Origin of the sequence: Caulobacter sp. (assembly GCF_035254145.1) — a bacterium.
Classification (GTDB): domain Bacteria; phylum Pseudomonadota; class Alphaproteobacteria; order Caulobacterales; family Caulobacteraceae; genus Caulobacter.
The window spans coordinates 1-22000 of record NZ_DATFAV010000185.1; the positions used below are offsets into that span (position 1 = coordinate 1).

25 protein-coding genes are annotated in these 22000 nt (G+C 67.9%); 17 read left to right on the forward strand and 8 right to left on the reverse strand.

The features are described 5' to 3' along the window. Positions 1 to 257, reverse strand: a 257-nt coding sequence (locus VJ655_RS11030; RefSeq protein ID WP_324111107.1) for an aldehyde dehydrogenase family protein, incomplete at its 3' end; no start/stop codon positions are given. A gap of 102 nt (positions 258 to 359) precedes the next feature. Here VJ655_RS11030 and folD point away from each other — a divergent pair. The 3 genes from folD to VJ655_RS11045 are packed head-to-tail and all read left to right on the forward strand — an operon-like array spanning position 360 to position 3031. After that, positions 360 to 1253, forward strand: a complete 894-nt coding sequence (folD, locus tag VJ655_RS11035; RefSeq protein ID WP_324111108.1) for a bifunctional methylenetetrahydrofolate dehydrogenase/methenyltetrahydrofolate cyclohydrolase FolD — start codon at positions 360 to 362, stop codon at positions 1251 to 1253. After that, the gene (locus VJ655_RS11040; protein WP_324111109.1) at positions 1253 to 1612 is read left to right on the forward strand and encodes a cytochrome c5 family protein; all 360 of its coding nucleotides are present in this window, start codon (positions 1253 to 1255) and stop codon (positions 1610 to 1612) included. Before folD ends, VJ655_RS11040 begins: the two co-directional genes overlap by 1 nt. 15 nt (positions 1613 to 1627) lie before the next feature. Beyond that, on the forward strand, positions 1628 to 3031 hold the full coding sequence (locus VJ655_RS11045; protein WP_324111110.1) for a D-arabinono-1,4-lactone oxidase: 1404 nt from the start codon (positions 1628 to 1630) through the stop codon (positions 3029 to 3031). Here the strand turns inward: VJ655_RS11045 and VJ655_RS11050 are convergent. From VJ655_RS11050 to VJ655_RS11060, 3 genes are all read right to left on the reverse strand, one after another. After that, entirely contained in the window at positions 3028 to 3516 is a 489-nt protein-coding gene (locus tag VJ655_RS11050; protein WP_324111111.1) for an Hpt domain-containing protein, read from the reverse strand. The two genes, VJ655_RS11045 and VJ655_RS11050, sit on opposite strands and share 4 nt — an antisense overlap. Positions 3517 to 3607: 91 nt before the next feature. Further along, entirely contained in the window at positions 3608 to 4390 is a 783-nt protein-coding gene (locus tag VJ655_RS11055; RefSeq protein ID WP_324111112.1) for an NAD kinase, read from the reverse strand. A 31-nt stretch (positions 4391 to 4421) separates the two neighbouring features. Next, positions 4422 to 5507, reverse strand: coding sequence for a DUF2336 domain-containing protein (locus VJ655_RS11060; RefSeq protein WP_324111113.1), 1086 nt, complete (start codon positions 5505 to 5507; stop codon positions 4422 to 4424). Positions 5508 to 5671: 164 nt separating this feature from the next. Here VJ655_RS11060 and glpK point away from each other — a divergent pair, with 164 nt between their 5' ends. From glpK to VJ655_RS11075, 3 genes are all read left to right on the forward strand, one after another. After that, positions 5672 to 7162 (forward strand): glycerol kinase GlpK, encoded by a 1491-nt coding sequence (gene glpK, locus VJ655_RS11065; RefSeq protein ID WP_324111114.1) that lies wholly within the window; start codon positions 5672 to 5674, stop codon positions 7160 to 7162. Positions 7163 to 7250: 88 nt separating this feature from the next. Beyond that, positions 7251 to 8279, forward strand: a complete 1029-nt coding sequence (locus tag VJ655_RS11070; protein ID WP_324111115.1) for an SMP-30/gluconolactonase/LRE family protein — start codon at positions 7251 to 7253, stop codon at positions 8277 to 8279. Continuing rightward, positions 8189 to 9391: a Gfo/Idh/MocA family oxidoreductase gene (locus VJ655_RS11075; protein WP_324111145.1), complete on the forward strand. Its 1203-nt coding sequence runs from the start codon at positions 8189 to 8191 to the stop codon at positions 9389 to 9391. The genes VJ655_RS11070 and VJ655_RS11075 overlap by 91 nt, the downstream gene beginning before the upstream one ends. Positions 9392 to 9460: 69 nt before the next feature. On the opposite strand, the gene VJ655_RS11080 is transcribed toward VJ655_RS11075, so the two are convergent. Then, the gene (locus VJ655_RS11080) at positions 9461 to 10138 is read right to left on the reverse strand and encodes a uracil-DNA glycosylase (protein WP_324111116.1); all 678 of its coding nucleotides are present in this window, start codon (positions 10136 to 10138) and stop codon (positions 9461 to 9463) included. A 2-nt stretch (positions 10139 to 10140) separates the two neighbouring features. Then, entirely contained in the window at positions 10141 to 10737 is a 597-nt protein-coding gene (locus tag VJ655_RS11085) for an NYN domain-containing protein (RefSeq protein ID WP_324111117.1), read from the reverse strand. A 48-nt stretch (positions 10738 to 10785) separates the two neighbouring features. On the opposite strand from VJ655_RS11085, the gene folK reads away from it, so the two are divergent. The 3 genes from folK to VJ655_RS11100 all read left to right on the forward strand — a co-directional run bounded on the left by folK (position 10786) and on the right by VJ655_RS11100 (position 14128). Beyond that, positions 10786 to 11280, forward strand: coding sequence for a 2-amino-4-hydroxy-6-hydroxymethyldihydropteridine diphosphokinase (gene folK / locus VJ655_RS11090; RefSeq protein ID WP_324111146.1), 495 nt, complete (start codon positions 10786 to 10788; stop codon positions 11278 to 11280). 161 nt (positions 11281 to 11441) lie between these two features. Continuing rightward, entirely contained in the window at positions 11442 to 11801 is a 360-nt protein-coding gene (rpoZ, locus tag VJ655_RS11095) for a DNA-directed RNA polymerase subunit omega (RefSeq protein ID WP_047413437.1), read from the forward strand. Between the two features lie 248 nt (positions 11802 to 12049). Further along, a complete protein-coding gene (locus VJ655_RS11100; protein WP_414646973.1) occupies positions 12050 to 14128 on the forward strand; it encodes a RelA/SpoT family protein in 2079 nt (692 codons plus the stop codon). Here the strand turns inward: VJ655_RS11100 and VJ655_RS11105 are convergent. Beyond that, complete coding sequence (locus VJ655_RS11105) at positions 14125 to 14529, reverse strand: NUDIX domain-containing protein (protein ID WP_324111119.1); 405 nt, start codon at positions 14527 to 14529, stop codon at positions 14125 to 14127. The two genes, VJ655_RS11100 and VJ655_RS11105, sit on opposite strands and share 4 nt — an antisense overlap. A gap of 82 nt (positions 14530 to 14611) precedes the next feature. On the opposite strand from VJ655_RS11105, the gene pyrE reads away from it, so the two are divergent. The 5 genes from pyrE (at position 14612) to rnc (ending at position 18035) form a co-directional block, all read left to right on the forward strand. After that, the gene (gene pyrE / locus VJ655_RS11110) at positions 14612 to 15196 is read left to right on the forward strand and encodes an orotate phosphoribosyltransferase (protein ID WP_324111120.1); all 585 of its coding nucleotides are present in this window, start codon (positions 14612 to 14614) and stop codon (positions 15194 to 15196) included. A gap of 5 nt (positions 15197 to 15201) precedes the next feature. Then, complete coding sequence (locus VJ655_RS11115; protein ID WP_324111121.1) at positions 15202 to 15963, forward strand: pyridoxine 5'-phosphate synthase; 762 nt, start codon at positions 15202 to 15204, stop codon at positions 15961 to 15963. Next, positions 15960 to 16385, forward strand: coding sequence for a holo-ACP synthase (gene acpS, locus VJ655_RS11120; protein ID WP_324111122.1), 426 nt, complete (start codon positions 15960 to 15962; stop codon positions 16383 to 16385). The genes VJ655_RS11115 and acpS overlap by 4 nt, the downstream gene beginning before the upstream one ends. A gap of 93 nt (positions 16386 to 16478) precedes the next feature. Next, positions 16479 to 17318 carry a signal peptidase I gene (lepB, locus tag VJ655_RS11125; RefSeq protein WP_324111123.1) on the forward strand — a complete coding sequence of 280 codons (840 nt, stop codon included), beginning with the start codon at positions 16479 to 16481 and terminating at the stop codon, positions 17316 to 17318. Between the two features lie 21 nt (positions 17319 to 17339). Next, a complete protein-coding gene (gene rnc, locus VJ655_RS11130) occupies positions 17340 to 18035 on the forward strand; it encodes a ribonuclease III (RefSeq protein WP_324111124.1) in 696 nt (231 codons plus the stop codon). A 4-nt stretch (positions 18036 to 18039) separates the two neighbouring features. Here the strand turns inward: rnc and VJ655_RS11135 are convergent, their stop codons facing one another. Continuing rightward, positions 18040 to 19302 carry an Nramp family divalent metal transporter gene (locus VJ655_RS11135; RefSeq protein WP_324111125.1) on the reverse strand — a complete coding sequence of 421 codons (1263 nt, stop codon included), beginning with the start codon at positions 19300 to 19302 and terminating at the stop codon, positions 18040 to 18042. A 116-nt stretch (positions 19303 to 19418) separates the two neighbouring features. On the opposite strand from VJ655_RS11135, the gene era reads away from it, so the two are divergent. From era to recO, 3 genes are read left to right on the forward strand one after another with little or no spacing between them, the layout of a single operon-like run. Then, entirely contained in the window at positions 19419 to 20381 is a 963-nt protein-coding gene (gene era / locus VJ655_RS11140) for a GTPase Era (RefSeq protein WP_324111126.1), read from the forward strand. Beyond that, positions 20374 to 21246, forward strand: a complete 873-nt coding sequence (locus tag VJ655_RS11145; RefSeq protein WP_324111127.1) for an arylamine N-acetyltransferase — start codon at positions 20374 to 20376, stop codon at positions 21244 to 21246. Before era ends, VJ655_RS11145 begins: the two co-directional genes overlap by 8 nt. 2 nt (positions 21247 to 21248) lie before the next feature. Then, the gene (gene recO / locus VJ655_RS11150) at positions 21249 to 21980 is read left to right on the forward strand and encodes a DNA repair protein RecO (RefSeq protein WP_324111147.1); all 732 of its coding nucleotides are present in this window, start codon (positions 21249 to 21251) and stop codon (positions 21978 to 21980) included. The last annotated feature ends 20 nt before the right edge of the window (positions 21981 to 22000 follow it).

Below are 22000 nucleotides of genomic sequence, written 5' to 3' on the forward strand. Positions count from 1 at the left end.
CGCAGTTCCTCGCCGAACAGGCGGACCAGCTCGCCGCGACGCGGAGCGGGAACGACGCGCCAGGCGTCGAAGGCGCGGCAGGCGTCGGCGATCTTGGCCTGGATCTCCCGGGCGTCGTCGAAGGCGACATGGGTCAGGACCGAGCCGTCGATCGGGCTGCGGACGGGCAGGCCCGCGTCGGCGGGCAGGGCCGGAACGCCGAGCCGGTCCAGCAGGTCGCGGGCGTGGGCGGCGGGAGTCGGGAAGGACTGGGTCATGCGTCTGGAAAACGCCCCCGACGGGCTCTGGTCAACCCCTCGGAAGCGGCGTTGCGCGGCGCGCCTCGAGCGGTTAGGGACGCATCAGGCAGGAGAACCGACATGGCGCAGGGCAAACTCATCGACGGCAAGGCCTTCGCGGCCGATCTGCGGGCCAGGGTCGCCGAGGAGGTCGCCGAGTTGAAGGCCAAGCACGGCGTGACGCCGGGTCTGGCCGTCGTGCTGGTCGGCGAGGACCCGGCCAGCCAGGTCTATGTCCGTAACAAGGGCGAACAGACCCTGGCGGCGGGCATGCATTCCGAAACCGTCCGTCTGCCCGCCGAGGTCAGCCAGGACGAGCTGCTGGCCGTGGTCGCCAAGCTGAACGCCGATCCGAAGATCCACGGCGTGCTGGTCCAGTTCCCGGTGCCGCCGCACATCAGCCAGATGGACGTCGTGGCCGCCCTGTCGCCCGACAAGGACGTCGACGGCCTGACCGTGACCAACGCCGGACGCCTGGCCAGCGGCCTGCCGGCCCTGACCCCCTGCACGCCGCTGGGCTGCATGATGCTGTTGAAGGACGTGGTCGGCGACCTCTCCGGCAAGAACGCCGTGGTCATCGGCCGCTCGAACCTGATGGGCAAGCCGATGGCCCAGATGCTGCTGGCCGCCGACTGCACGGTGACCATCGCCCACTCGCGCTCCAAGGACCTGCCCTCCATCGTCCGCCAGGCCGACATCGTGGTCGCCGCCGTCGGACGGGCCGAGATGGTCAAGGCCGACTGGATCAAGCCGGGGGCGACGGTGATCGACGTCGGCATCACCCGCTATCCGGCCCGCGATCCGGCCGCCGCCGCCGCCGGTAAGACCCGCCTGGTCGGCGACGTCGCCTTTGACGAGGTGCGCGAGGTGGCCGGGGCGATCACGCCGGTGCCGGGCGGGGTGGGGCCGATGACCATCGCCTGCCTCCTGGCCAACACGCTGACGGCCGCCAAGCGCCAGTCGGGGATCGCCTGATGCGCCGGGTGGCCGTCCTGATCGCGTCCGCCCTCATCCTTTCCGCCTGCGGGGCCAAGCCCCCGCCGCCGCCCACGCCGGAGCAGGCGCTGGCGCTGCGTCCGGCCGATGCGCGGCTGGCGGGGCTGTACGAGACTTCGTGCCATGCCTGCCATGCGATCCCGGGAACGGGCGCGCCGCTGGTCCATGACCGCGCCGCCTGGGACCCGCGCTGGAAGCAGGGGGAGGGCGTTCTGCTGGACCACGCGATCCAGGGCTTCAACGCCATGCCGGCGACGGGCCAGTGCGCGACTTGCGCGCCGGACGATTTCAAGGCCCTGATACGCTTCATGGCGGGGCGCGAAGACTCCGCGAAATAACCAGCGGGGGAAAGCATGATCTCGAGGCGTGGAGCCCTGGTCGCGGGCGGAACCGGGGTGGCGGTGCTGGCGGGCGGCGCGGCCGCCTACAAGGTCGCCACCGGAGACAAGCCCGAGCCGCCGTCGCCGGCCTCGGTGAACGCCGACGGCAAGCTGCTCTGGCGCAACTGGTCGGGCGTCCAGCACGCCTATCCCGCCGAGCGACTGGCCCCCAAGGACGAGGCCGAACTGGCCGCCGCTTTGAAGACCGCTCCCGCGCCGATCCGCCCCGTGGGGGCGGGGCACTCGTTCACCGCCCTGGCGCCGACCTCGGGCGCGCTGGTCTCGCTGGACGCGATGTCCGGGATCGTCGGCTGGGAGGGCGACGAGGCGATCGTCCGCACCGGGACCCGGCTGGGCGCGCTAGGGCCGATGCTGGCGGAGAAGGGCAGGGCGCTGCCGAACCTGCCCGACATCAACAAGCAGTCGCTGGGCGGCGCTCTGGGCACGGCGACCCACGGCACGGGGGCCACGATCCGCGCCCTGCATGGCGATGTCACCGGCCTGCGCCTGATCACGCCCTCGGGCCAGATGATCGACGCCGACGCTAAGAACAATCCCGAGGTTTTCCAGGCCGCCCGCGTCTCGCTGGGCTCGCTGGGCGTGATCAGCCAGGTGCGGATCAAGACGAGCGCCAACCGCCGTCTGCGCCGCCACGTCTGGCTGGAATCGTTCGACGAGGCCTTGGCCAACGCCGAGGCCCGGTGGGCCAAGCATCGCAACTTCGAATTCTTCGCCGTGCCGTTCACGGGCCTCGCGGCCAATATCAGCCATGACGAGACCGACGAGCCGGTCGCGCCGCGCGGCCCCGACCAGGACACCGAGCTCCTCGAGGCGCTACGGGGCCTGCGCAATCTGCTGGGTTTTTCCACGCCGCTGCGAAAGGCCGCCGCCAAGGCGCTGCTGTCGACCGCCAAGCCCGAGACGGCCGTCGACGAGGGCTGGAAGCTGCTGTCGACCGAGCGGCCGGTGCGCTTCAACGAGATGGAGTTCCATCTGCCGGTCGAGAACCAGCTGAAGGCGCTGGCGGAAGTGGTCAGGACCATCGAGAAGGAGCGTCCCGACGTCTTCTTCCCGATCGAGGCGCGGCGTATCGCGCCGGACGAGGCTTGGCTGTCGCCGTTCCAGGGCGGTCCGCGCGGCTCGGTGGCGGTGCACGCCTACTACCGCGACGACTTCAGCTTTCTGTACGAATTGGTCGAGCCGATCTTCCGGCGCTACGACGGCCGGCCGCATTGGGGCAAGCTGCACACGCTGAGGGGGCAGCAGTTGCAGGTGATCTATCCGCGCTGGAACGACTTCCTGGCGGTGCGCCGCGAGCTGGATCCGGAGGGACGGATGCTCAATCCGTACCTGAAGGGCCTTTTCGGCCTCAGCTAGGCCGCGGGGCCCAGATGCTCGGCGACGCGGGCTTCCAGCTCGGTGACGAGGGGGCGACCGACCGGGTGGGTGTCGACCCGGATGTCGTCGCGGACGCAGGCCTTGATCGCGTCGATGTGGGCGTCGACCAGGAACATCGGCGCCGACAGGCGGGTCTCCGGGTCGTCGATCAATTTGCACAGCGAGGCGGCCAGGCGCGTGATCAGCGGAAACTCGTAGGTCGCGCCCAGGCCCTTCAGGTCGTGGGCGCGGAGGTAGAGCGTTTCCACCGTCTCGGCGGTCAGGCCCTCGGTGCGGACGGCTTGGCGGGCGGCTTCGAGCTTGACGATCTCGTCGTCGAGCCACTGGGCGAAATTGCCCGACAGGCTCTTCAGCGCGGCCTCGGCCTTGGCGATCGCGGCCATGTCGATGCCGCCACGCCCGCCCACCTTGAGCTTGAGCATATTCGGCACCTGGATCACCTCGGCGGTGGTCTTGTTCGTCACGGTCGCCTCCCCATCGGCGGATAGTCGAGAGGCGGTAGCATAGCAGGCGTTAACATTGAGTGAGACCGCACCTAGTCTGCGACCCAACGTCTCAGGCCGAGAATTGCTCAGCTAGAACTCTTTCCTCAAGGCTGCGGCCGGCGTCGAAAAGCATGGAAAGCGAGGTTCCACGGTCTTCGGAGATGTGGACCTCCATCACGTCGCGCACCTCGAAATTGTCGGCGACGGCGCTGACTGGCCGCTTGTCGGCCTCGAGCACCTCAAAGGTCACCCGCGCCGACTGCGGCAGCAGGGCCCCGCGCCAGCGGCGGGGACGAAAGGCGCTGATCGGCGTCAGGGCCAGGACATGGCCGTCGATCGGGATGATCGGGCCGTGGGCGGAAAGATTGTAGGCGGTCGATCCCGCCGGCGTGGCCAGCAGCACCCCGTCGCAGACCAGCTCGCCCATCCGCACCTTGCCGTCGATCGAGATGCGCAGCTTGGCGGTCTGGCGGGTCTGGCGCAGCAGCGAGACCTCGTTGATCGCCAGGGCCCGATGCTGGGTGCGCCGGGAATCGATCGCCACCATGGCCAACGGATGGATGACGGCGCGCTCGGCGGCGTTGATCCGCTCCAAGAGGTCGTCCTCACTGTACTCGTTCATCAGGAAGCCGACGGAGCCGCGGTTCATGCCGTAGATCGGGGTCTGGCCGGCGATCGCCTCGTGCAGGGTCTCCAGCATGAAGCCGTCACCCCCCAAGGCGACGATGACCTGGGCGTTGTTCTCGCCGACGTCTCCATAACGGGCGGCCAGCCGCTCGCGGGCCTCCTGGGCCTCGGGCCGGTCGCTGCACTTGAAGGCCAGGCGAGTCACGAACGGTTGCGGCTGATACATGGCGCCAAGAGGCGGGAAGCGCGCTTGCTTGTCAAACCACCCCGACGGCTTGGCGGAAGGCCATGCCGGCGATGTCGGGCGTGAACGGACCAAAGGCGCTGGCGGCGCGCCGTACGCCTTCCTCGCCGCCGCCCGGTCGTCCGCCGTTCAATTGGCGGACGTGCTCCAGGATCGTCGGAAACACGCTGCGGTCGATGCCGACGGCCGAGCAGGCCAGGGCGAGGAGTTCGGGCTTGGCGCTGTCGATGGCGCGCCGGATCTGAGGGGGCTCGAACTTGCCCAGGCGCGCCAGGGCCATGACGAAAAGCTGCAACCGGCCCTCGCGAAGCACCCGCAAGAGGTAGCCGGGTCGAAGCTGGCCGGCGGAGTCGAGCTTCTCGATCAGCGAGCGCTCCATCTCCTCTCGGTCCTCGTCCTGCTCCACGGGGCCGATCTCGGGCTCGGTTTCGCCACGATGGACGGCCCGCAGGGCTTCCTCGACCGCGCTCTGCATGCGGGCGGGGTCCAGCGAGAAACGGGCGGCCAGGGCTTCGCGAAGGGCGAGGCCGACCAGCAGGTAGAGCTGTTCGGCCAATTCGCTGGAGAGTTTGGGATGGCGGGCCAAAGGCGAGCGCAGGGCGACGACATCGCGCGACCGCTCCACGAGTTGGCGCATGGCGTCCGGCGAAATCTCGGCGGTTTCGTTCGAGGCGAGCGCCGTCAACACCGCCGGCTCGTCGCGGCCCAGGATCGCTTCGACGACGGGAGCGGATAGCCGCGGCCGACGAGCGATCTCGATCTGATGTTCCAGGGTGGCCTGGACCAGCAGGCGGACCAGATCGTGATCGTTCAGCACCGGGCTGCGGGCGATGATCGGCCGGGCGATCTCGATCTCGTCCAGGGCCATGATGTTGATCAGGGCCGAAGGCGCCCAGTCGGCGTCGGCCAGGCGTTCGGACAGGCGATGACGGATATCCCGCTCGGCCTCGACCACCAGGGTCATGAAGATCGAATTGAGCAGGGCCTGGACGTCGGGATGAGTCGGCTCGCCGCGGGCCCGACCGGCCTCGCAGAGATCGATGATGCCGGTGAGCAGGCGCTCGCGATCGCCCGGCTCGCGGCTGCGGGCCAGCGTCATGAGCGAAGCGATTTCGACGGCTTGGATGGCCGGCCTCCTCGAATCCTGAAGACCCGAACAGGATGACCTTGCGGGGGGCAAATGAAAACATGCTTAAAAGAGGCGTTCGCGGCGGCGCCGATCAGCCCGCCGGGACGGCGTGAAAGCGAGCGGAGGACGCCTGAATGGCGCAAGACCTGATCCTGGCCTTGGACCAGGGCACGACCAGCACCCGCGCCATCCTGTTCGACCGCGCCGGCCAGGCGCTCGCGGAAGCCTCGCGCCCCCTGCGCCAGAGCTATCCGGCGGACGGCTGGGTCGAGCACGACGCCGAGGAGATCTACGCCGCTTGCGTGGCGGTCCTGCGCGAGGCGGTCGAGGCGTCCGGACGCGTGGCCGAGGTGGCGGCGATCGGCGTCACCAACCAGCGCGAAACCGTTGTCGTCTGGGATCGGAAGACCGGCCGGCCGATCCATCCGGCGATCGTCTGGCAAGACCGTCGCACCGCCGACGTCTGCGCCAGGCTGAAGGAAGACGGCCACGAGCCGCGCGTCGCGGACGTGACGGGGCTGTTGCTGGACCCCTATTTCTCGGCGACCAAGATCGCCTGGATCCTCGACAGGGTTCCTGGGGCGCGAGCCCGGGCCGAGGCGGGCGAGCTGCTGGCGGGCACCATGGACTGCTGGGTGATCTGGCGCCTGACGGGCGGAGCGACGCACGCCACGGACGCGACGAACGCCTCGCGCACCCTGCTGTTCGACATCGGCGCCCAGACTTGGTCGCCCGAGATGCTCGAACTGTTCGATGTGCCGGCGAACCTGCTGCCAAAGGTGCTCGACTGCGTCGACGACTATGGCGCGACGGAGGCCAGGATCCTGGGACGCGAGGTTCCGATCCGGGGCGTCGCGGGCGACCAGCAGGCGGCGCTGATGGGGCAGGGATGCGTGGCGCCCGGACAGATGAAGGCCACCTACGGCACGGGCTGCTTCATGCTGATCAACACGGGCGAGGAGAAATGCGTCTCGCGGGCCCGGCTGCTGACCACGGTGGCGGCGCGTGTGGACGGCAAGACGACCTATGCGCTGGAAGGGTCGATCTTCGTGGCGGGCGCGGCGATCCAATGGCTTGGCGAGGGGCTGGGGATCACGGGCGGTCCGCGCGCCGCCGAGGCCCTGGCGAAGGCCGCCAAGCCCGATCACGGCGTCGTGGTGGTGCCGGCCTTCACGGGCCTGGGAGCGCCCTGGTGGGACGCCAACGCCCGGGGCGGGATCTTCGGCCTGACCCGTGACGTCGGGCTAGCCGAGATCGCGGCGGCGACATTCGATTCCTGCGCCTTGCAGAGCCGCGACTTGATCGAGGCCATGCGCGCCGACGCGGCGTCGGCGTTCGGCGACGCCGCGCAACTGCGGATCGACGGCGGAATGTCCAAGAGCCCCTGGTTCTCGCAACGCCTTGCGGACCTGACCGGCATCGCCGTGCGCCGCGCCAGCTATCAGGAGACGACGGCTCTGGGCGCGGCCCTGTTCGCCGGCGTGGGGGCGGGACTCTACGACTCCGTTGAGGAGGCGGCCAAGGTCAGTCCGGCGGCCGAGACCCTGACGCCGTCGATCAAGCCGCACGAGCGTGAGGCGGCCTATGCCCGCTGGCTCGACGCCGTGCCCAGGGTGAGACTTTAAGAGGATGCGACTTTAGTCGAACTCTGGTTGTGACGACATCGCTGTCATGATCTCTAGGCGCGAGCGATAACGAGAAGCGGAGGCCGCCATGACCACCCGACGCGCCGTATTGGGCGCAGGCGCGGCTCTGATCGTCGCCGGGCAGGGGTTCGCGGCGGAGACTTTTCCGAAGATCGGCCGCATCCGCCGCCTTTCGCCGGAGCTGGACGCCATCATCGCGCCGGACGCCGTGATTGAGCAGCTGGTTGACGGGATCTCCTGGGCCGAGGGGCCGGCCTGGGTCCGCAGCGGCGGCTATCTGCTGTTCTCCGACGTGCCGGGCAACGTCATGCATCGCTGGAGCGCCAAGGATGGCAAGACCGAGTTCCTGCGACCGTCCGGCTATGACGGCCCGCCGACCAAGATTTTCCGCGAAGCCGGCACAAACGGTGCGATCATCAGCGCCTTGGGCGAACTGCTGGTCTGCGACTGCGGCAACCGGGGTCTGGCCAAGGTCGACCTGACGACCAAGAAGAAGACGGTCCTGGCCAGCACATTCCAGGGCAAGAAGTTCAACAGCCCCAACGATCTGGTCGAGGTGCGCGGCGGACCGCTGAAGGGCTCGCTCTACTTTACCGACCCGCCCTATGGGCTGGAGGGACTGGACGCGTCGCCGGCCAAGGAGATGGCGTTCAACGGCGTCTACCTGCTGCGCCCGAACGGCGAGGTGGCGCTGATCGACGACAAGCTGAGCTTCCCGAATGGTGTCGGCCTGTCACCCGATGGCAAGCGGCTCTACGTCTCGATCTCGGACCCGAAGCGGCCCGTGATCATGGCCTATGACCTGGGCGCCGACGGTCTGCCAACCGCGTCCAAGGTGTTCTTCGACGCCTCCGACCTGCTGAAGACCGGCGGGCCGGGCCTGCCTGACGGCATGAAGGTCGACGCCCAGGGACGCCTGTTCGCCAGCGGGCCTGGCGGGATCATGATCCTGACGCCGGGGGCCAAGCTGCTGGGCGTCATCGAGACCGGTGGTCCGATCGCCAACTGCGTGTTCGGCGAGGACGGCAAGACCCTATTCCTCACCTCCAACCACGTCGTGGCGCGCCTGCGCACCAAGACGTCCGGCCTGGCCTGACGGGAGTTCCCATGAGCGAGATCAGCAAGCGAACCTTCCTGGCGACCGGCCTCGCGGCGGGCGCGGCGACCCTACCGCTGGGCGTGATGGCGGCGGAGCCTGGCCGCAAGCTGGGCTACGCGATCCTGGGGCTGGGATACTACGCGACCCAGATCATCATGCCGCGCTTCGCCGAGTGCGAGCACTCGCGCCTGGTCGCCCTGGTCAGCGGCACGCCCGAGAAGCTGAAGACGTTCGGCGAGCAGTACGGGATCCCGGAAAGCCATCGCTACAGTTACGAGACCTTCGACCGGATCGTCGACAATCCGGACGTCGACATCGTCTATGTCATCACGCCCAACAGTCTGCACCGGACCTTCACCGAGCGCGCGGCCAAGGCGGGCAAGCACGTGATGTGCGAAAAGCCGATGGCGACCTCGGCGGCCGACTGCCAGGCGATGATCGCGGCCTGCAAGAAGGCCGGCCGCAAGCTGATGATCGGCTATCGCAGTCGTTTCCAGGCGCACAATATCGAAGCTATCAAGCTGGTCCGCGAGGGCGCGCTGGGACCAGTGCGGACCGTGGTGACCGACCACGGCTTCACGATCGGCGATCCCAAGCAATGGCGGCTGAACAAGGCGCTGTCCGGCGGCGGCAGCCTTATGGACATCGGCATCTACAGCCTGAACGCCGCCCGCTACCTGACCGGTGAAGAGCCCGTGGCCGTCAACGCCATGGAGTCCACCGACCGAAGCGACATCCGCTTCAAGGAGGTCGAGGACATCATCAACTTCCAGCTCCTGTTCCCGTCGGGGGCGACGGCCAACTGCGTCTCGGCCTACAGCGCCAACTGCAATCGCTATCGGGTGACCGGGCCCAAGGGCTGGGTCGAGATCGATCCGGCCACCAGCTACAGGGGGCAATCGATGCGGGTCCAGCTGGGCGGGCCGCCCGCGCCGCGCGAACCGGCGCCACAGCCCAAGAACCAGTTCTCGGCCCAGCTGGACCATCTCTCCGAATGCATCCTGACGAACCAGGAGCCCATCGTTGGCGGCGAGGAGGGTCTCAAGGACCTTCGCCTGATCGAGGCCATCTATCGCGCCGCCCGCGAGGGCCGGACGATCAGGCTGTAGAGGCGACGTCCTCGCCGCGGCCGAACCTGCCGGTCAACCGATCGACCGGCGGCGGCCGGCTCAAAGCCGCTAGGGGTTTTCGTCCAGATAGGCCTTCACCCGGGCGAACAGGTCCTCGAACATCGGCGTGGTCAGGCGGCCGGTGTTCGTGTTCAACCGCGAGCAGTGATAGCTGTTGAAGATCCGATAGGGACCGGCCTGGAACTCCGAACCGTGGCCTGGGACGCCCGCCGAGGCCTTCAGGCCCAGGGCCTTGAGCATGTTGCGGCGTGAGACGTCGCCCAGGGTCACGATGGCCTTCAGGTTGGGGAACATCTCCAGTCGCGCCGTCAGGAACGGGCGGCAGGTGTTCTCTTCCGAGGTTTCCGGCTTGTTGCCGGGCGGGGCGCAGCGCACGGCGTTGGTCACAGCGCTGCCGACCAGCTTCAGGGAGTCATCGGGGCGCGCCTCGAACTTGCCGGTGGCGAAGCCGAACTTGATCAGCGTCTCGTAGAGCAGCGTCCCGGCATAGTCGCCGGTGAACGGCCGGCCCGTGCGGTTGGCGCCCTTCCGGCCGGGGGCCAGGCCCACGACCAGCAGGCGGGCGTCCTTGTCGCCGAACGAGGGGGCGGGGCCGTTGAACCAGTCCGGATAGAGCGCCTGGTTCTCGCGGCGATAGGCCACCAGGCGCGGGCACAGCGGACAGTCGCGCGGCGGCTCGGCGGGATTGGGAACGACCTCGCCGGCGATGTTGGAAACCTGGGTCATCTTTAGTACTCGTCGTCGGCTTCGCGTTCGGCCGGGGTGCGGCTGTCCGACACGGAACGGGACGGGACCCGTTGCGGACGGCCGATGATGCTTCCCAGATCGGCGAGGTCGACGAAGTTGTCGGCCTGCCGGCGCAGGTCGTCGCTGGTCATCGGCGGCTGGCTCTTCATCGTGGAGACCACGGTGACGCGGCGGCCCTTGCGCTGTACGGCCTCGACCAGGGCGCGGAAGTCGCCGTCGCCGGAGAACAGCACCAGATGGTCGGCGGTTTCGGCCATCTGCAGCATGTCGACCGCGATCTCGATGTCCATGTCGCCGCGCCAGCGCTTGCGGCCCTGGCTGTCGGTGAACTCGCGCGCCGGCTTCGTCACCAGGGTGAAGCCGTTATAGTCCAGCCAGTCGACCAGCGGGCGGATCGGCGAATAGTCGTCGTTCTCGGCGATGGCGGTGTAATAATAGGCCCGGATCAGGACGCCGCGCTTTTTGAACTCGTCGAGCAGCTTGCGGTAGTCGATATCGAAGCCGAGCGCCTTGGCGGCGGAATAGAGATTGGCCCCGTCGATAAACAGGGCCAGCCGGTCGGTTGGATAGAAGGTCACGGTAATCCCTTGAAAAATCAGGTCGTTCGAAATGACTTGGACGAGGCCGTGATCGTGGCGCTCGGCTGCAATCTGCCGGGAGCCTATACGAGTCGCGAGGCCTTGTTGGAAGCCGCCCTGGCCGCGCTGCCGGAGGAGGGGCTAGATCTGGTCGCCCGGTCGTCCTGGTGGACCTCGGCGGCCTGGCCCGACGCCTCGGGGCCGGAGTATCTGAACGGGGTGGCGATCGTGCGGACCGGCCTGTCGCCGAGCGAGACCCTTCAAGCTCTGCACCGTATCGAGGCCCGGTTCGGGCGGGAGCGGGGAGAGGCCAACGCCCCGCGCACCCTGGACCTGGACCTGGTGGCGCACGGCCGAACGGTCCAGGACGGCGATCTGGTCGTGCCGCATCCGCGCGCCCACGAGCGGCTGTTCGTCATGGGACCGCTCGCGGAGCTCGCCTCCGGTTGGATCCATCCGGTGAGCGGCGAGCCGGCGTTCCGGCTGGCCACGACCGCGTCGGTAGGTCTGGACGCGCGGCCTGGCCAGCCCGCCCGGAGTTGACCAAGGCCAGAGTTGACCAAGGCCGGATTTGACCAAGGGTGGACTTTGGCGCGCGAAGCGGGCATAAGCGCCCGCTCGCGAAAGCTGATGATCGTGCGCGGCGTTGCGTGTCGCCGCACGGAAGCCTATTTTGCGATAGCTAACCGCAGCCCGAGGAATTCATGGCCCGCGTCACCGTCGAAGATTGCGTCGAGAAGGTTCCGAACCGCTTCTCGCTGGTTCTGCTGTCGGCGCACCGCGCCCGCGGCATCTCGGCCGGCGCGGCCCTGATGGTTGACCGCGACAACGACAAGAACCCCGTCGTCGCCCTGCGTGAGATCGCCGACGACGTGATCGATCACGAGGCCTTGAAGGAACACCTCATCAGCACGCTGCAGCGCGTCGATGAGCACACCGAAGCCGAGGAAGAGGCCGAGACCCTCGCCCTGCTGGCCGATCCCAGCCACATGCAGATGAGCGAACTGGAACTGGTTCGCGCCCTGCAGAGCGACCGCGACGGTGGCCAGGAGGAGCGGTACTGAGCCCCGAAGGCGCAGACCCTCTGACCCTCGAGGCGGTCACGCCGACCGCTCCGTCTGAACGCGCGCCAGATTCTTCTCCCACGGGGGCAGAGTCGGGCGCGTCGTCGTCTCAGCCCTCCGCTGAACCGACGCCCGCGCCGGCCAAGCCGCGCCCGAAATTCCTTCGCCAGTACGAATTGATCGAGCGGGTCCACGCCTACGACCCGACGGCCGACGAGGCGCTGCTGAACCGTGCCTATGTCTACGCCATGCGCATGCATGGTTCGCAGACCCGGGCCAGCGGCGATCCGTACTACGCCCACCCGATCGAGGTGGCGGGCATTCTCACCGAGTATCGGCTGGACACCGCGACCATCGTCACGGCGCTGCTGCACGACGTGATCGAGGACACTCCGGTCACCAAGGAAGAGATCGCCAAGCTCTTCGGCGACGAGATCGCCGAACTGGTCGAGGGCGTCACAAAGCTTTCCAAGCTCGAGCTGCAGGCCGAGCACATGCGCCAGGCCGAGAACCTGCGCAAATTCATCCTGGCCATCTCCAAGGACGTCCGCGTCCTGCTGGTCAAGCTGGCCGACCGTCTGCACAACATGCGGACGCTGCACTTCATCAAGAACCAGGCCAAGCGCGAGCGGATCGCCCGCGAAACCCGCGACATCTACGCGCCGCTGGCCCGCAACATCGGCTGTCACCGCATCTGCGTCGAGCTGGAGGAGCTTTCCTTCCAGCACACCAATCCGGTGGCCCGAGACGCGATTCTGCGCCGCCTGGACGCGCTGCGCGAAGAGCAGGGCGGGGCGGTGGCCCTGGTCAGCCAGGAGATCGCCGCGCGCCTGGAGTCGTCGAACCTGCCGGCTCGCGTCTTCGGCCGCGAGAAATCGCCCTATTCGATCTGGCGAAAGCTGCAGCGCAAGTCGATCGGCTTCTCGCAGATGTCGGACATCTATGCGTTCCGCGTGATCGTCGACAGCGAGGAAGACTGCTACCGCGCCCTGGGCGTCGTGCACCGGGCCTGGTCCAGCGTGCCCGATCGCTTCAAGGACTACATCTCGACGCCGAAGCGGAACAACTACCGCTCGCTGCACACCACGGTCGTGGGTCCGCGCGGCATGCGCATCGAGATGCAGATCCGCACCGAGGCCATGGATCGCGTCAACGAAGAGGGCGTCGCCGCCCACTTCCGCTACAAGGACGCCTCGTACGGCCTGGACTTGGAAGGCATGGAGGCCGCCGGCGGCCGCGATCCGCTGGCCAACCTGCGCCAACTGGTCCAGGTGCTTGAACACGGCGGCGACAGCGAGGAGCTGGTCGAGCACGCCAAGCTCGAGATGTTCCTCGACCAGGTGTTCGTCTTCACGCCCAAGGGCAAGCTGGTCAGCCTGCCGCGAGGCGCGATGCCGCTGGATTTCGCCTACGCCGTCCACACCAGCGTCGGCGATACTTGCATCGGGGTGAAGATCAACGGCGAGCTGAAGCCGCTGCGCACGCCGCTGGTCAATGGCGACGTGGTCGAGGTGGTGCGGGGCTCCAAGCCCGTGGTGCCGCCGGACTGGCGCTCGCTGACGGTGACGGGCCGGGCCCGCTCGGCCATCCGCCGCCACATCCGCCAGACCGAGAAGGAAGAGTTCCTGCGCCTTGGCAGGGCCCTGCTGGAGCAGGTGTTCGAGCGGGCCGGCAAGAAGCTGAAGGACGTCTCCCTGCGTCCGATCCTGGAGCGCTTCGCCCTGGAAGGCGACGAGGCGTTGTTCGACGCGGTGGGCCGCGGCCGGGTTTCGCCCAGCCAGGTCCTGGAGACCGCCTATCCCGGCATGAAGGACTCCGAACGCGAGGCCGCCACGGCGCGCCGCAAGATCGAGGGCGGCAAGGAGGCGACGCTGTATGTCCGCGGGGGCGGTCTGACGCCGGGCGTCTCTCTGCACTTCGCCCATTGCTGCAGCCCCGTGCCGGGCGATCGCATCGTCGGCATCCTGCGTGACGACGGAGAGGGGCTGGACGTCCATACCATCGACTGCCCGCGCCTGGCCGAGTTCGAGGATCGCGAGGAGCTATGGCGCGACCTGAACTGGACGCCCGAGGCCGAGCGCCAGACGATCTCGCTGACCCGCCTGCACGCCACGATCCAGAATGCGCCCGGGGTCCTGGGCCAGGTCTGCACGATCATCGGCGAGGCTGGCGGCAACATCGTCAACCTGCGCATGCACCACCGGCAGAGCGACTTCTTCGACACCGACATCGATGTCGAGGTGCGCGACGCCAAGCACCTGACCAACATCTCGGCGGCCCTGCGGGCCTGCCCGTCGGTCGAGACCGTCGACCGGACGCGGGGCTAGGCCTTCAGCGCGGCCACGGCGTCGCGGGTCGAGGCGGTCAGCGGCGAGGGCAGGGCGTCCAGGGCGAACCAGCCCCAGTCATGCATGGCGTGCGCTTCCCGGATCGCCGGCTCGCCCTCGAAGCTCTCCACGCGATAGGTGATCGCCACCCAGTGATAGTCCGAGGCCACCATGTCGGTAACCGCCAGGACGCCGGCGGCCTTGATCCGTATGCCAAGCTCTTCTTCGGTCTCGCGCTCGGCGCAGGTCCTGGCGGCCTCGCCCCAATCCAGTTTGCCGCCGGGCACGCCCCAATGGTCGGCCTCGGGGTTCTTGACCCGTTTGACCAGCAAGAGCCGGCCTTGGTCGTCGAGGACGGCCGCGCCGCAACCGACGCGGGGACGTTGCGCTTCTTCGCTCATAATCCGCCGTAGAGCCCGAAACGCCACCGCGAGGCAAGCCAGCGTTTGAAGACTCAGGCTCCTGCTTCTATATCCACCGCTCATGACCAACGACGACGTCCTCGACGAATTCCGCGCCGCCGGCGCTCTGCGCGAAGGCCACTTCGTGCTGTCTTCCGGCTTGCACAGCCCGGTCTTCCTGCAGAAGAACCTGGTGTTCATGCGCCCCGAGCGCTGCGAGCGCCTGTGCAAGGCGCTGGCCCAGAAGATCATCGCGCAGGTCGGCCAGGTCGACGTGGCGGTTTCGCCGGCCGTCGGCGGCATCATCCCAGGCTACGAGACCGCCCGTCACCTGAACGTCCCATCCATCTATGTCGAGCGCGAGGGCGGCGGCTTCAAGTTCCGTCGCGGTTTCCACCTGGAGCCCGGGCAGAAGGTCGTGATGGTCGAGGACATCGTCACCACCGGCCTGTCGTCGCGCGAGTGCATCGAGGCGATCAAGGCGGCTGGCGGCGACGTCGTGGCCGCGGCCTGCATCGTCGACCGCTCGGGCGGCAAGGCCGATGTTGGGGTTCCGCTGATCGCCCTGGCGAGCCTGGAGGTGCCGGCCTATCCCGCCGACGCCCTGCCGCCCGAACTGGCCGCGATCCCGATCGAGGATCCCGGCAGCCGCCGGTTGAAGGGCTGATCCCCATGCTGCGTCTGGGCGTCAATATCGACCACGTGGCGACGATCCGGAACGCGCGCGGCTCCTACTATCCCGAACCGGTGCGGGCGGCCGAACTGGCGCTGGCGGCCGGCGCCGATGGCATCACCGCCCACCTGCGGGAGGATCGCCGGCATATCAGCGACGCTGATATCGCCGTGCTGACCGACCTCTGCCACAAGCGCGGCAAGCCCTTGAACTTCGAGATGGCGGTCACCGACGAGATGGTCGGCATCGCCTTGGGCGCCAAGCCCCACGCCGCCTGCCTCGTGCCCGAGCGCCGGGAGGAGGTCACCACCGAGGGCGGCTTGGACGTGGTCAAGGGACAGAACCGCATCGCTGACGCGACCGTTCGCCTGCGCACCGTCGGCGCGCGGGTCTCGCTATTCATCGAGCCCGATCCCGACCAGATCCGAGCCTCGGCCCAGGCCGGCGCCCAGGTCGTCGAACTCCATACAGGCGCCTATTGCGACGCCGCCCGCGCGGGCGAGACCGATCGCGCCGAGGCGATCCTGGAGCGACTGAAGAGGGGCGCGGCCCTGGCTCATGATCTCGGACTCGAGGTTCACGCCGGCCACGGCATCGACTATGCGACGGTCAAGCCGATCGCCGCCATCCCGCAGATCGCCGAACTGAACATCGGCCACTTCCTGATTGGCGAGGCGATCTTCGTGGGCCTGCCCCAGGCCATACGCCGGATGCGCGCCCTGATGGACGCCGCTCGCCTCGAACTCGAGCCGGTCGCGTGATCATCGGGATCGGCTCGGACCTGTGCGATATCCGCCGGATCGAGAAATCCCTCGAGCGCTTCGGCGATCGGTTCACGAACAAGGTCTTCACCGAGATCGAGCGCAAGCGCTCGGAGCGCAAGCCCGACCGCGCCTCGAGCTACGCCAAGCGCTTCGCGGCCAAGGAAGCCTGTTCCAAGGCGCTGGGGACTGGGTTGAAGCGCGGCGTGCACCTGGCCGGCATGGGTGTCGTCAATCTTCCCTCGGGCAAGCCGACCATGGCCCTGACCGGTGGCGCGCTCGAGCGCCTGAAGGAAATGACGCCGCCCGGCATGGAAGCCGTGATCCATCTGTCGCTGACCGACGACCACCCTTACGCCCAGGCTTTCGTGATCATCGAGGCCATGCCGGTCGTCGATAGCGGCGCCATTGTCCGGCCATGAGCGCCAGCTAGGCCGTCTCTGCCGCTTGCTCCGGGCCGCTCGCCCGTCTAGCAAGGCGGGTCTTCGACTTTCCAACCCAGAGCCCCGGGGCCCATGACCGACGCCGAGACCAAGCCGCCCGAAGAAAAGGGCGCCGTCGCCGAGCTCATCGAGATCATCAAGACCGTCGCCTACGCCCTGGGCATCGCCCTGGTGCTGCGCGTCCTGCTGTTCCAGCCGTTTACGATCCCGTCGGCCTCGATGGAGCCGAACCTGTATCGGGGCGACTACATCATCGTGTCGAAGTTCAGCTATGGCTGGAGCCGGCATTCGATCCCGTTCAGCCCGCCAATCATCAAGGGGCGCATCCTGGGCCACACGCCCAAGCGCGGCGATATCATCGTCTTCAAGCTGCCGCGCGACAACCGTACCGACTACATCAAGCGCCTGATCGGCCTGCCAGGCGACAAGGTCCAGGTCCGGGGTGGGGCGGTCTACATCAACGGCAAGGAACTGCCGCGCAAGCCGCTGGCGCCGGCCCTGGTCGACACCGAATACGGCTTCACCCAGCAGGTGCAGCGCTTCGAGGAGATCAACCCCGAGGGCCGCCAGTACAAGACCCAGGACTTCGGCCCGGACAGCCGAGGCGACAACACCGGCATCTACACCGTGCCGGCCGGCTGCTATTTCTTCATGGGCGACAACCGCGACAACTCGGCCGACAGCCGCTTCGATCCGGGCGTCTCGCCGTTCAAGACCAGCGCCTGCAAGTGGGACTACGAACTCGACCAGTACATCGGCGACGAGGTCGGCGTCGGCTTCGTGCCCGAGGAGAACTTGGTCGGGCGCGCCCAGATCATCCTACTGTCGTGGAACGCCGACGCCAGCCTGTTCAAGCCTTGGACCTGGTTCCTGGACGCGCGTCCCAGCCGCTTCTTCCACGTGCTGAAGTGATCGCGAGGATTATCCTTGGTCATGGATAGACGGGTCGCCGCCGTCGGCGACCTGGAGCGCCGCATCGACTATCAGTTCCAGGACCGCGAGCTGCTCGAGCGCGCCCTGACCCACGCCAGCGTCGGCGACGGGGCCAAGAAGGTCCGCGACAACGAGGTGCTGGAGTTCATCGGCGACCGGGTGCTTGGCCTGTTGGCGGCCGAGGCGCTGGCGCAGCGGTTTCCCAAGGCCAAGGAGGGCGAGCTCGCGCCGCGTCTGAACGCCCTGGTCAGCCGCGAGACCTGCGCCCGCGTGGCCCGCGCGGCCGAGCTGGGCCCGGCTTTGCGCCTATCGGCCTCGTCCAGCAAGATCGGTGGGCGAGAGACGGAGTCGATCCTGGCGGGCGCGACGGAGGCCTTGATGGCCGCGCTCTACCAGGACGGCGGTCTGGACGCCGCCCGGCGTGTCTTCCTGGCCCTGTGGAGCGACGAGTTCGAACGGGCGGGCGAGGGGCGGCCGCGGGATCCCAAGACGGCTTTGCAGGAGTGGGCGCAAGGCAAGGGGCGGCCGCTGCCGACCTATCGCGTGCTCGACCGCGCGGGACCCGATCACGCGCCGGTCTTCACCGTCGAGGTCCTTGTCCAGGGCGTCGATCCGGCCATCGCCAAGGGTCGGTCGCGGCAGGAGGCCGAGAAGGCCGCCGCCAGGGCCCTGCTCGAGCGCGAGAAGGCCGCTTAGCCGATCAGGCTAGGAACATTCCCCCGACGGCCAGCGCCATGACCGCGGTCGCCGCCCAGCCCAGGACGCGTTGCAGCGGGGTGGCGATGAAGGCTCCCATCTGATCGCGACGGGTGGCGACGACCATCATCGCGGCCATGATCGGCACCGAGATGACGCCGTTGATCACCGCGCTCCAGAACAGGGCCTGGATGGGATCAAGGCCCGAATAGTCGACGATCAACCCCACGATCACCGCCGTGGCGATCACGGCGTAGAACGCCTTGGCTTCCGTGGGCTTGTGTTCCAATCCGCTTCGCCATCCGCGCAGTTCGCTCAGGGCGTAGCCGACCGAGCCCGCCAGGACCGGCACGGCCAGCAGCCCCGTCCCAACGACGCCCATGGCGAACAGGAAGAAGGCCAACTCGCCCGCTACCGGACGCAGGGCCTCGGCCGCCTGTTCGGAGGTCTGGATGTCGGTGACGCCATGGACGTGCAGGGTGACGGCGGTCGTCAGGATGATGAAGAAGGCGATGAGGTTCGAAAATCCCATGCCGACCAGGGTGTCCAGGCGGATGCGGCGCAGTTCCTCGGGGGCGTCGTGGGCGTCTTCGATCAGCGGCGCCTCGCCCTTGGCTTCCTCGTCCTCGACCTCCTCCGAGCTCTGCCAGAAGAAGAGGTAGGGACTGATTGTGGTGCCGAACACGGCCACAACGACGACGATCCAGCCCGTCTCCGGCAGGTGGGGCGAAAGGGTTCGGGCGAAGACCTCCGCCCAGTCGATCTTCACCGTGAAAACGACGGCGACATAGGCGAAGAGGGCCATGGTCAGCCACTTCAGCAGCTTCACGTAGCGGTGGTAAGGCACCATGACCAGCAGCAGGAGAGTCAGGACGGCGAAACCGATCGTCAGGACATGCTGGTTCCAGCCCGTCACCAGCCGCGCGGCCGCGCCCATGGCCGCCAGATCCGCGCCGATATTGATGGCGTTGGCGACGAACAACAGCGCCACCAGCAACATGACGCTCCAGCGGGGAAACACCTTGGCCAGGTTGGTGGAAAGGCCATGACCGGTGACGCGGCCGATCCGGGCGCTGAGCGACTGTATGGCGACCATCAGCGGATAGGTCAGCACCACCGTCCACAGCATGTTCAGCCCGAACTGCGCGCCGGCCTGGGAATAGGTCGCGATGCCGCTGGGGTCATCGTCAGCCGCACCGGTGATCAGTCCAGGACCCAGCTCACGCAGGACCTGACGCGACGGTTTGGCCGATTCGATCGAACTCATGCGGCTTTCCCGAATCCCTTGCGTCGGTTGCAGGAAAACCAATGCCCAGCTTGGCGGCAATCACAAGGCGAGGCGGTAGGGGATTTTCCCGGCCATCGGTGCTACACGCACGCCTAATGACTGACACCACCTCCCCAACTTCGTCCAAGACCCGCGCCGGTTTCGTGGCGATCATCGGCGCGCCGAACGCCGGCAAATCCACCCTGGTCAACCGCATGGTCGGGGCCAAGGTCTCGATCGTGACCCAGAAGGTCCAGACCACCCGTTTCCCCGTGCGCGGCGTCGCCATCGAGGGCGACACCCAGATCGTGCTGGTCGACACGCCCGGTATCTTCAGCCCGCGCCGTCGCCTGGACCGCGCCATGGTCCGCTCGGCCTGGGCCGGGTCGGAAGACGCCGAGGCCACTGTCCACCTGGTCGACGTGCAGGCCGAGCTGGCCAGCCGCGCGGACAAGGCTACGCCTGGCGAATATCGCTCGGCCCAGGACGTCCAGACCATCATCGAGGGCCTGAAGGCCGCCAATCGCAAGGTGATCCTGGCGCTGAACAAGATCGACGGGATCAAGCGCGACACCCTGCTGGCCGTGGCCAAGGACTTCTTCGACACCGGCGTCTATTCCGACGTCTTCATGATCAGCGCCTCGACCGGCGCGGGCGTCGAGGATCTGACCGCCAAGCTGGTCTCGCTGATGCCGGAGGGGCCCTGGCTCTATCCCGAAGATCAGACCGCCGACCTCCCGGCTCGCCTGCTGGCCGCCGAGATCACCCGCGAGAAGGTCTATCTCCGCGTCCACGAGGAGCTGCCCTACGCGGCCACCGTCGAGACGACGGCCTTCGAGGAGCGCAAGGACGGCAGTGTCCGCATCGAACAGACCATCCTGGTCGAGCGCGAGGGCCAGCGGGTCATCGTGATCGGCAAGGGCGGCCAGACCTTGAAATGGATCGGCCAGGCCTCACGTGAGGAGCTGTGCGAAATCCTCGACCGCAAGGTTCACCTGTTCCTTCACGTGAAGGTCAAGGAGAACTGGGCCGAGGAGCGCGGTCTGTTCAGCGATATTGGACTGGATTTCGATGTTTGACGCGCCTGCCGTGGCCGCTTCGGTGGACCTCGACGCCTACTTCAAGCGCATCGGCTACGATGGTCCGCGCGAGCCGACCCTGGAAGCGCTGCGGGCCATCGCCCACCGGCATCCGGACGCCATTCCGTTCGAGAACCTCGATGTCCTGCTGGGGCGCGGGATCAGCATCGTTCCGGCCGAGATCGACGCCAAGCTGATTGGCGCCGGACGCGGCGGCTACTGCTACGAGCAGAACGGCCTCTTGAAGCGCGTGCTGGAAACCCTTGGCTTCCAGGTCGAGGGCCTGATGGCGCGCGTGCTGTGGATGGCGCCGGAGGGCGCGCCGCCGCGCCCGCGCTCTCACATGGTGCTGGGCGTCACCCTGCCCGGAGAGAATGGCGACGACGAGACCTGGCTGGCCGACGCCGGCTTTGGCGGCTGCGTGCTGACCGCGCCGCTGCGCCTGTTCTCGGACGAGGTTCAGGACAGCCCGCACGGCAAGTTCCGCATCGTCGACGCGCAGACGGGCGGCGTGGCCGAGCGTCAGGTCCAGGCGGACCTGTCGGGACGCTGGGCGCCGCTGTACCAGGTGTCCAAGGGCGGCTGGGCCGACATCGACTACGAGCAGGCCAACTTCTTCACCTACACCCACCCCAGTTCGCACTTCACCTGGAGCATGACGGTGGGCCGCACGACGCCGACCGCGCGCTACGCCCTCAAGAACAACCGCTTTACCCATCGCGACGTCACCGGCGCCGTGGTCGAGCAACGCGACCTCTCGGTCGACGAGCTGGAGGCGACCCTGCGCGACGTGATCGGCCTGCCGGTCGAGACCGACTGGAAGCCGATGCTGGAGAAGGTCGTGGCCTGGGGAACGCCCGCTTGACCATGGAATGGGAGGACGAAGCCTACGTCCTCTCGGCCCGCTCGCACGGCGAGACGGGGGCCATCGTCGAGTTGTTGACCCAGGAGCGCGGCAAGTTCGCAGCTCATGTCGCCGGCGCGGCTTCGCGGCGGATGAAGCCGTTCCTGCAGCCAGGCGCGCGGGTCATCGTCCGCTATCGGGCGCGGGTCTCGGAGCAACTGGGATCGGCTAGTCTGGAGCCGATGGGCGAGGGACCCTCGTCGCTATTCGATGATCGCCTCGCGCTGGCGGGCCTGTCGGCCGCCGCCGCCGTGGCCGCCGCCGCCCTACCGGAACGCGAGGCGCACCCGGGCGCCTTCCATGCCCTGGAAGCGCTGATCCGGGTTCTGGAAATCCCGGAAATCTGGCCGGCCGTCTATGTTCGCTACGAAGCGGGTCTGTTGCAGGAGCTGGGCTTTGGCCTGGATCTCTCCAAGTGCGCCGCGACTGGAACCTTCGACGATCTGGTCTATGTCAGTCCCCGCACCGGACGGGCGGTCAGCCGCGACGCCGGCCGGCCCTATCACGACAAGCTGCTGCCCCTGCCGCCCTTCATGCTGTCGTCGCAAGGCGGCTTGGCCGAGGGCGACGTGAAGGCGGGTCTCGACATCACCGGCCATTTTCTCGAGCAGTTCGTGTTCGGCCCGCTCAACAAGCCGCTGCCGCCCGCGCGGGTTTGGCTGCTGGATCGTCTGACCGAGGCCGGTAGGCTTTAAGAACCGTCACAAAGCGGAGC

What these genes read in the sequence shown, in the direction of transcription:
- folD (WP_324111108.1), top strand. Translation starts at nt 360, where the DNA reads ATGGCGCAGGGCAAACTCATCGACGGCAAGGCCTTCGCGGCCGATCTG.
- VJ655_RS11040 (WP_324111109.1), top strand. Translation starts at nt 1,253, where the DNA reads ATGCGCCGGGTGGCCGTCCTGATCGCGTCCGCCCTCATCCTTTCCGCC.
- VJ655_RS11045 (WP_324111110.1), top strand. Translation starts at nt 1,628, where the DNA reads ATGATCTCGAGGCGTGGAGCCCTGGTCGCGGGCGGAACCGGGGTGGCG.
- VJ655_RS11055 (WP_324111112.1), bottom strand. Translation starts at nt 4,390, where the DNA reads ATGTATCAGCCGCAACCGTTCGTGACTCGCCTGGCCTTCAAGTGCAGC.
- VJ655_RS11060 (WP_324111113.1), bottom strand. Translation starts at nt 5,507, where the DNA reads ATGACGCTGGCCCGCAGCCGCGAGCCGGGCGATCGCGAGCGCCTGCTC.
- glpK (WP_324111114.1), top strand. Translation starts at nt 5,672, where the DNA reads ATGGCGCAAGACCTGATCCTGGCCTTGGACCAGGGCACGACCAGCACC.
- VJ655_RS11070 (WP_324111115.1), top strand. Translation starts at nt 7,251, where the DNA reads ATGACCACCCGACGCGCCGTATTGGGCGCAGGCGCGGCTCTGATCGTC.
- VJ655_RS11080 (WP_324111116.1), bottom strand. Translation starts at nt 10,138, where the DNA reads ATGACCCAGGTTTCCAACATCGCCGGCGAGGTCGTTCCCAATCCCGCC.
- rpoZ (WP_047413437.1), top strand. Translation starts at nt 11,442, where the DNA reads ATGGCCCGCGTCACCGTCGAAGATTGCGTCGAGAAGGTTCCGAACCGC.
- VJ655_RS11100 (WP_414646973.1), top strand. Translation starts at nt 12,050, where the DNA reads ATGCGCATGCATGGTTCGCAGACCCGGGCCAGCGGCGATCCGTACTAC.
- VJ655_RS11105 (WP_324111119.1), bottom strand. Translation starts at nt 14,529, where the DNA reads ATGAGCGAAGAAGCGCAACGTCCCCGCGTCGGTTGCGGCGCGGCCGTC.
- pyrE (WP_324111120.1), top strand. Translation starts at nt 14,612, where the DNA reads ATGACCAACGACGACGTCCTCGACGAATTCCGCGCCGCCGGCGCTCTG.
- VJ655_RS11115 (WP_324111121.1), top strand. Translation starts at nt 15,202, where the DNA reads ATGCTGCGTCTGGGCGTCAATATCGACCACGTGGCGACGATCCGGAAC.
- lepB (WP_324111123.1), top strand. Translation starts at nt 16,479, where the DNA reads ATGACCGACGCCGAGACCAAGCCGCCCGAAGAAAAGGGCGCCGTCGCC.
- rnc (WP_324111124.1), top strand. Translation starts at nt 17,340, where the DNA reads ATGGATAGACGGGTCGCCGCCGTCGGCGACCTGGAGCGCCGCATCGAC.
- VJ655_RS11135 (WP_324111125.1), bottom strand. Translation starts at nt 19,302, where the DNA reads ATGAGTTCGATCGAATCGGCCAAACCGTCGCGTCAGGTCCTGCGTGAG.
- era (WP_324111126.1), top strand. Translation starts at nt 19,419, where the DNA reads ATGACTGACACCACCTCCCCAACTTCGTCCAAGACCCGCGCCGGTTTC.
- VJ655_RS11145 (WP_324111127.1), top strand. Translation starts at nt 20,374, where the DNA reads ATGTTTGACGCGCCTGCCGTGGCCGCTTCGGTGGACCTCGACGCCTAC.
- recO (WP_324111147.1), top strand. Translation starts at nt 21,249, where the DNA reads ATGGAATGGGAGGACGAAGCCTACGTCCTCTCGGCCCGCTCGCACGGC.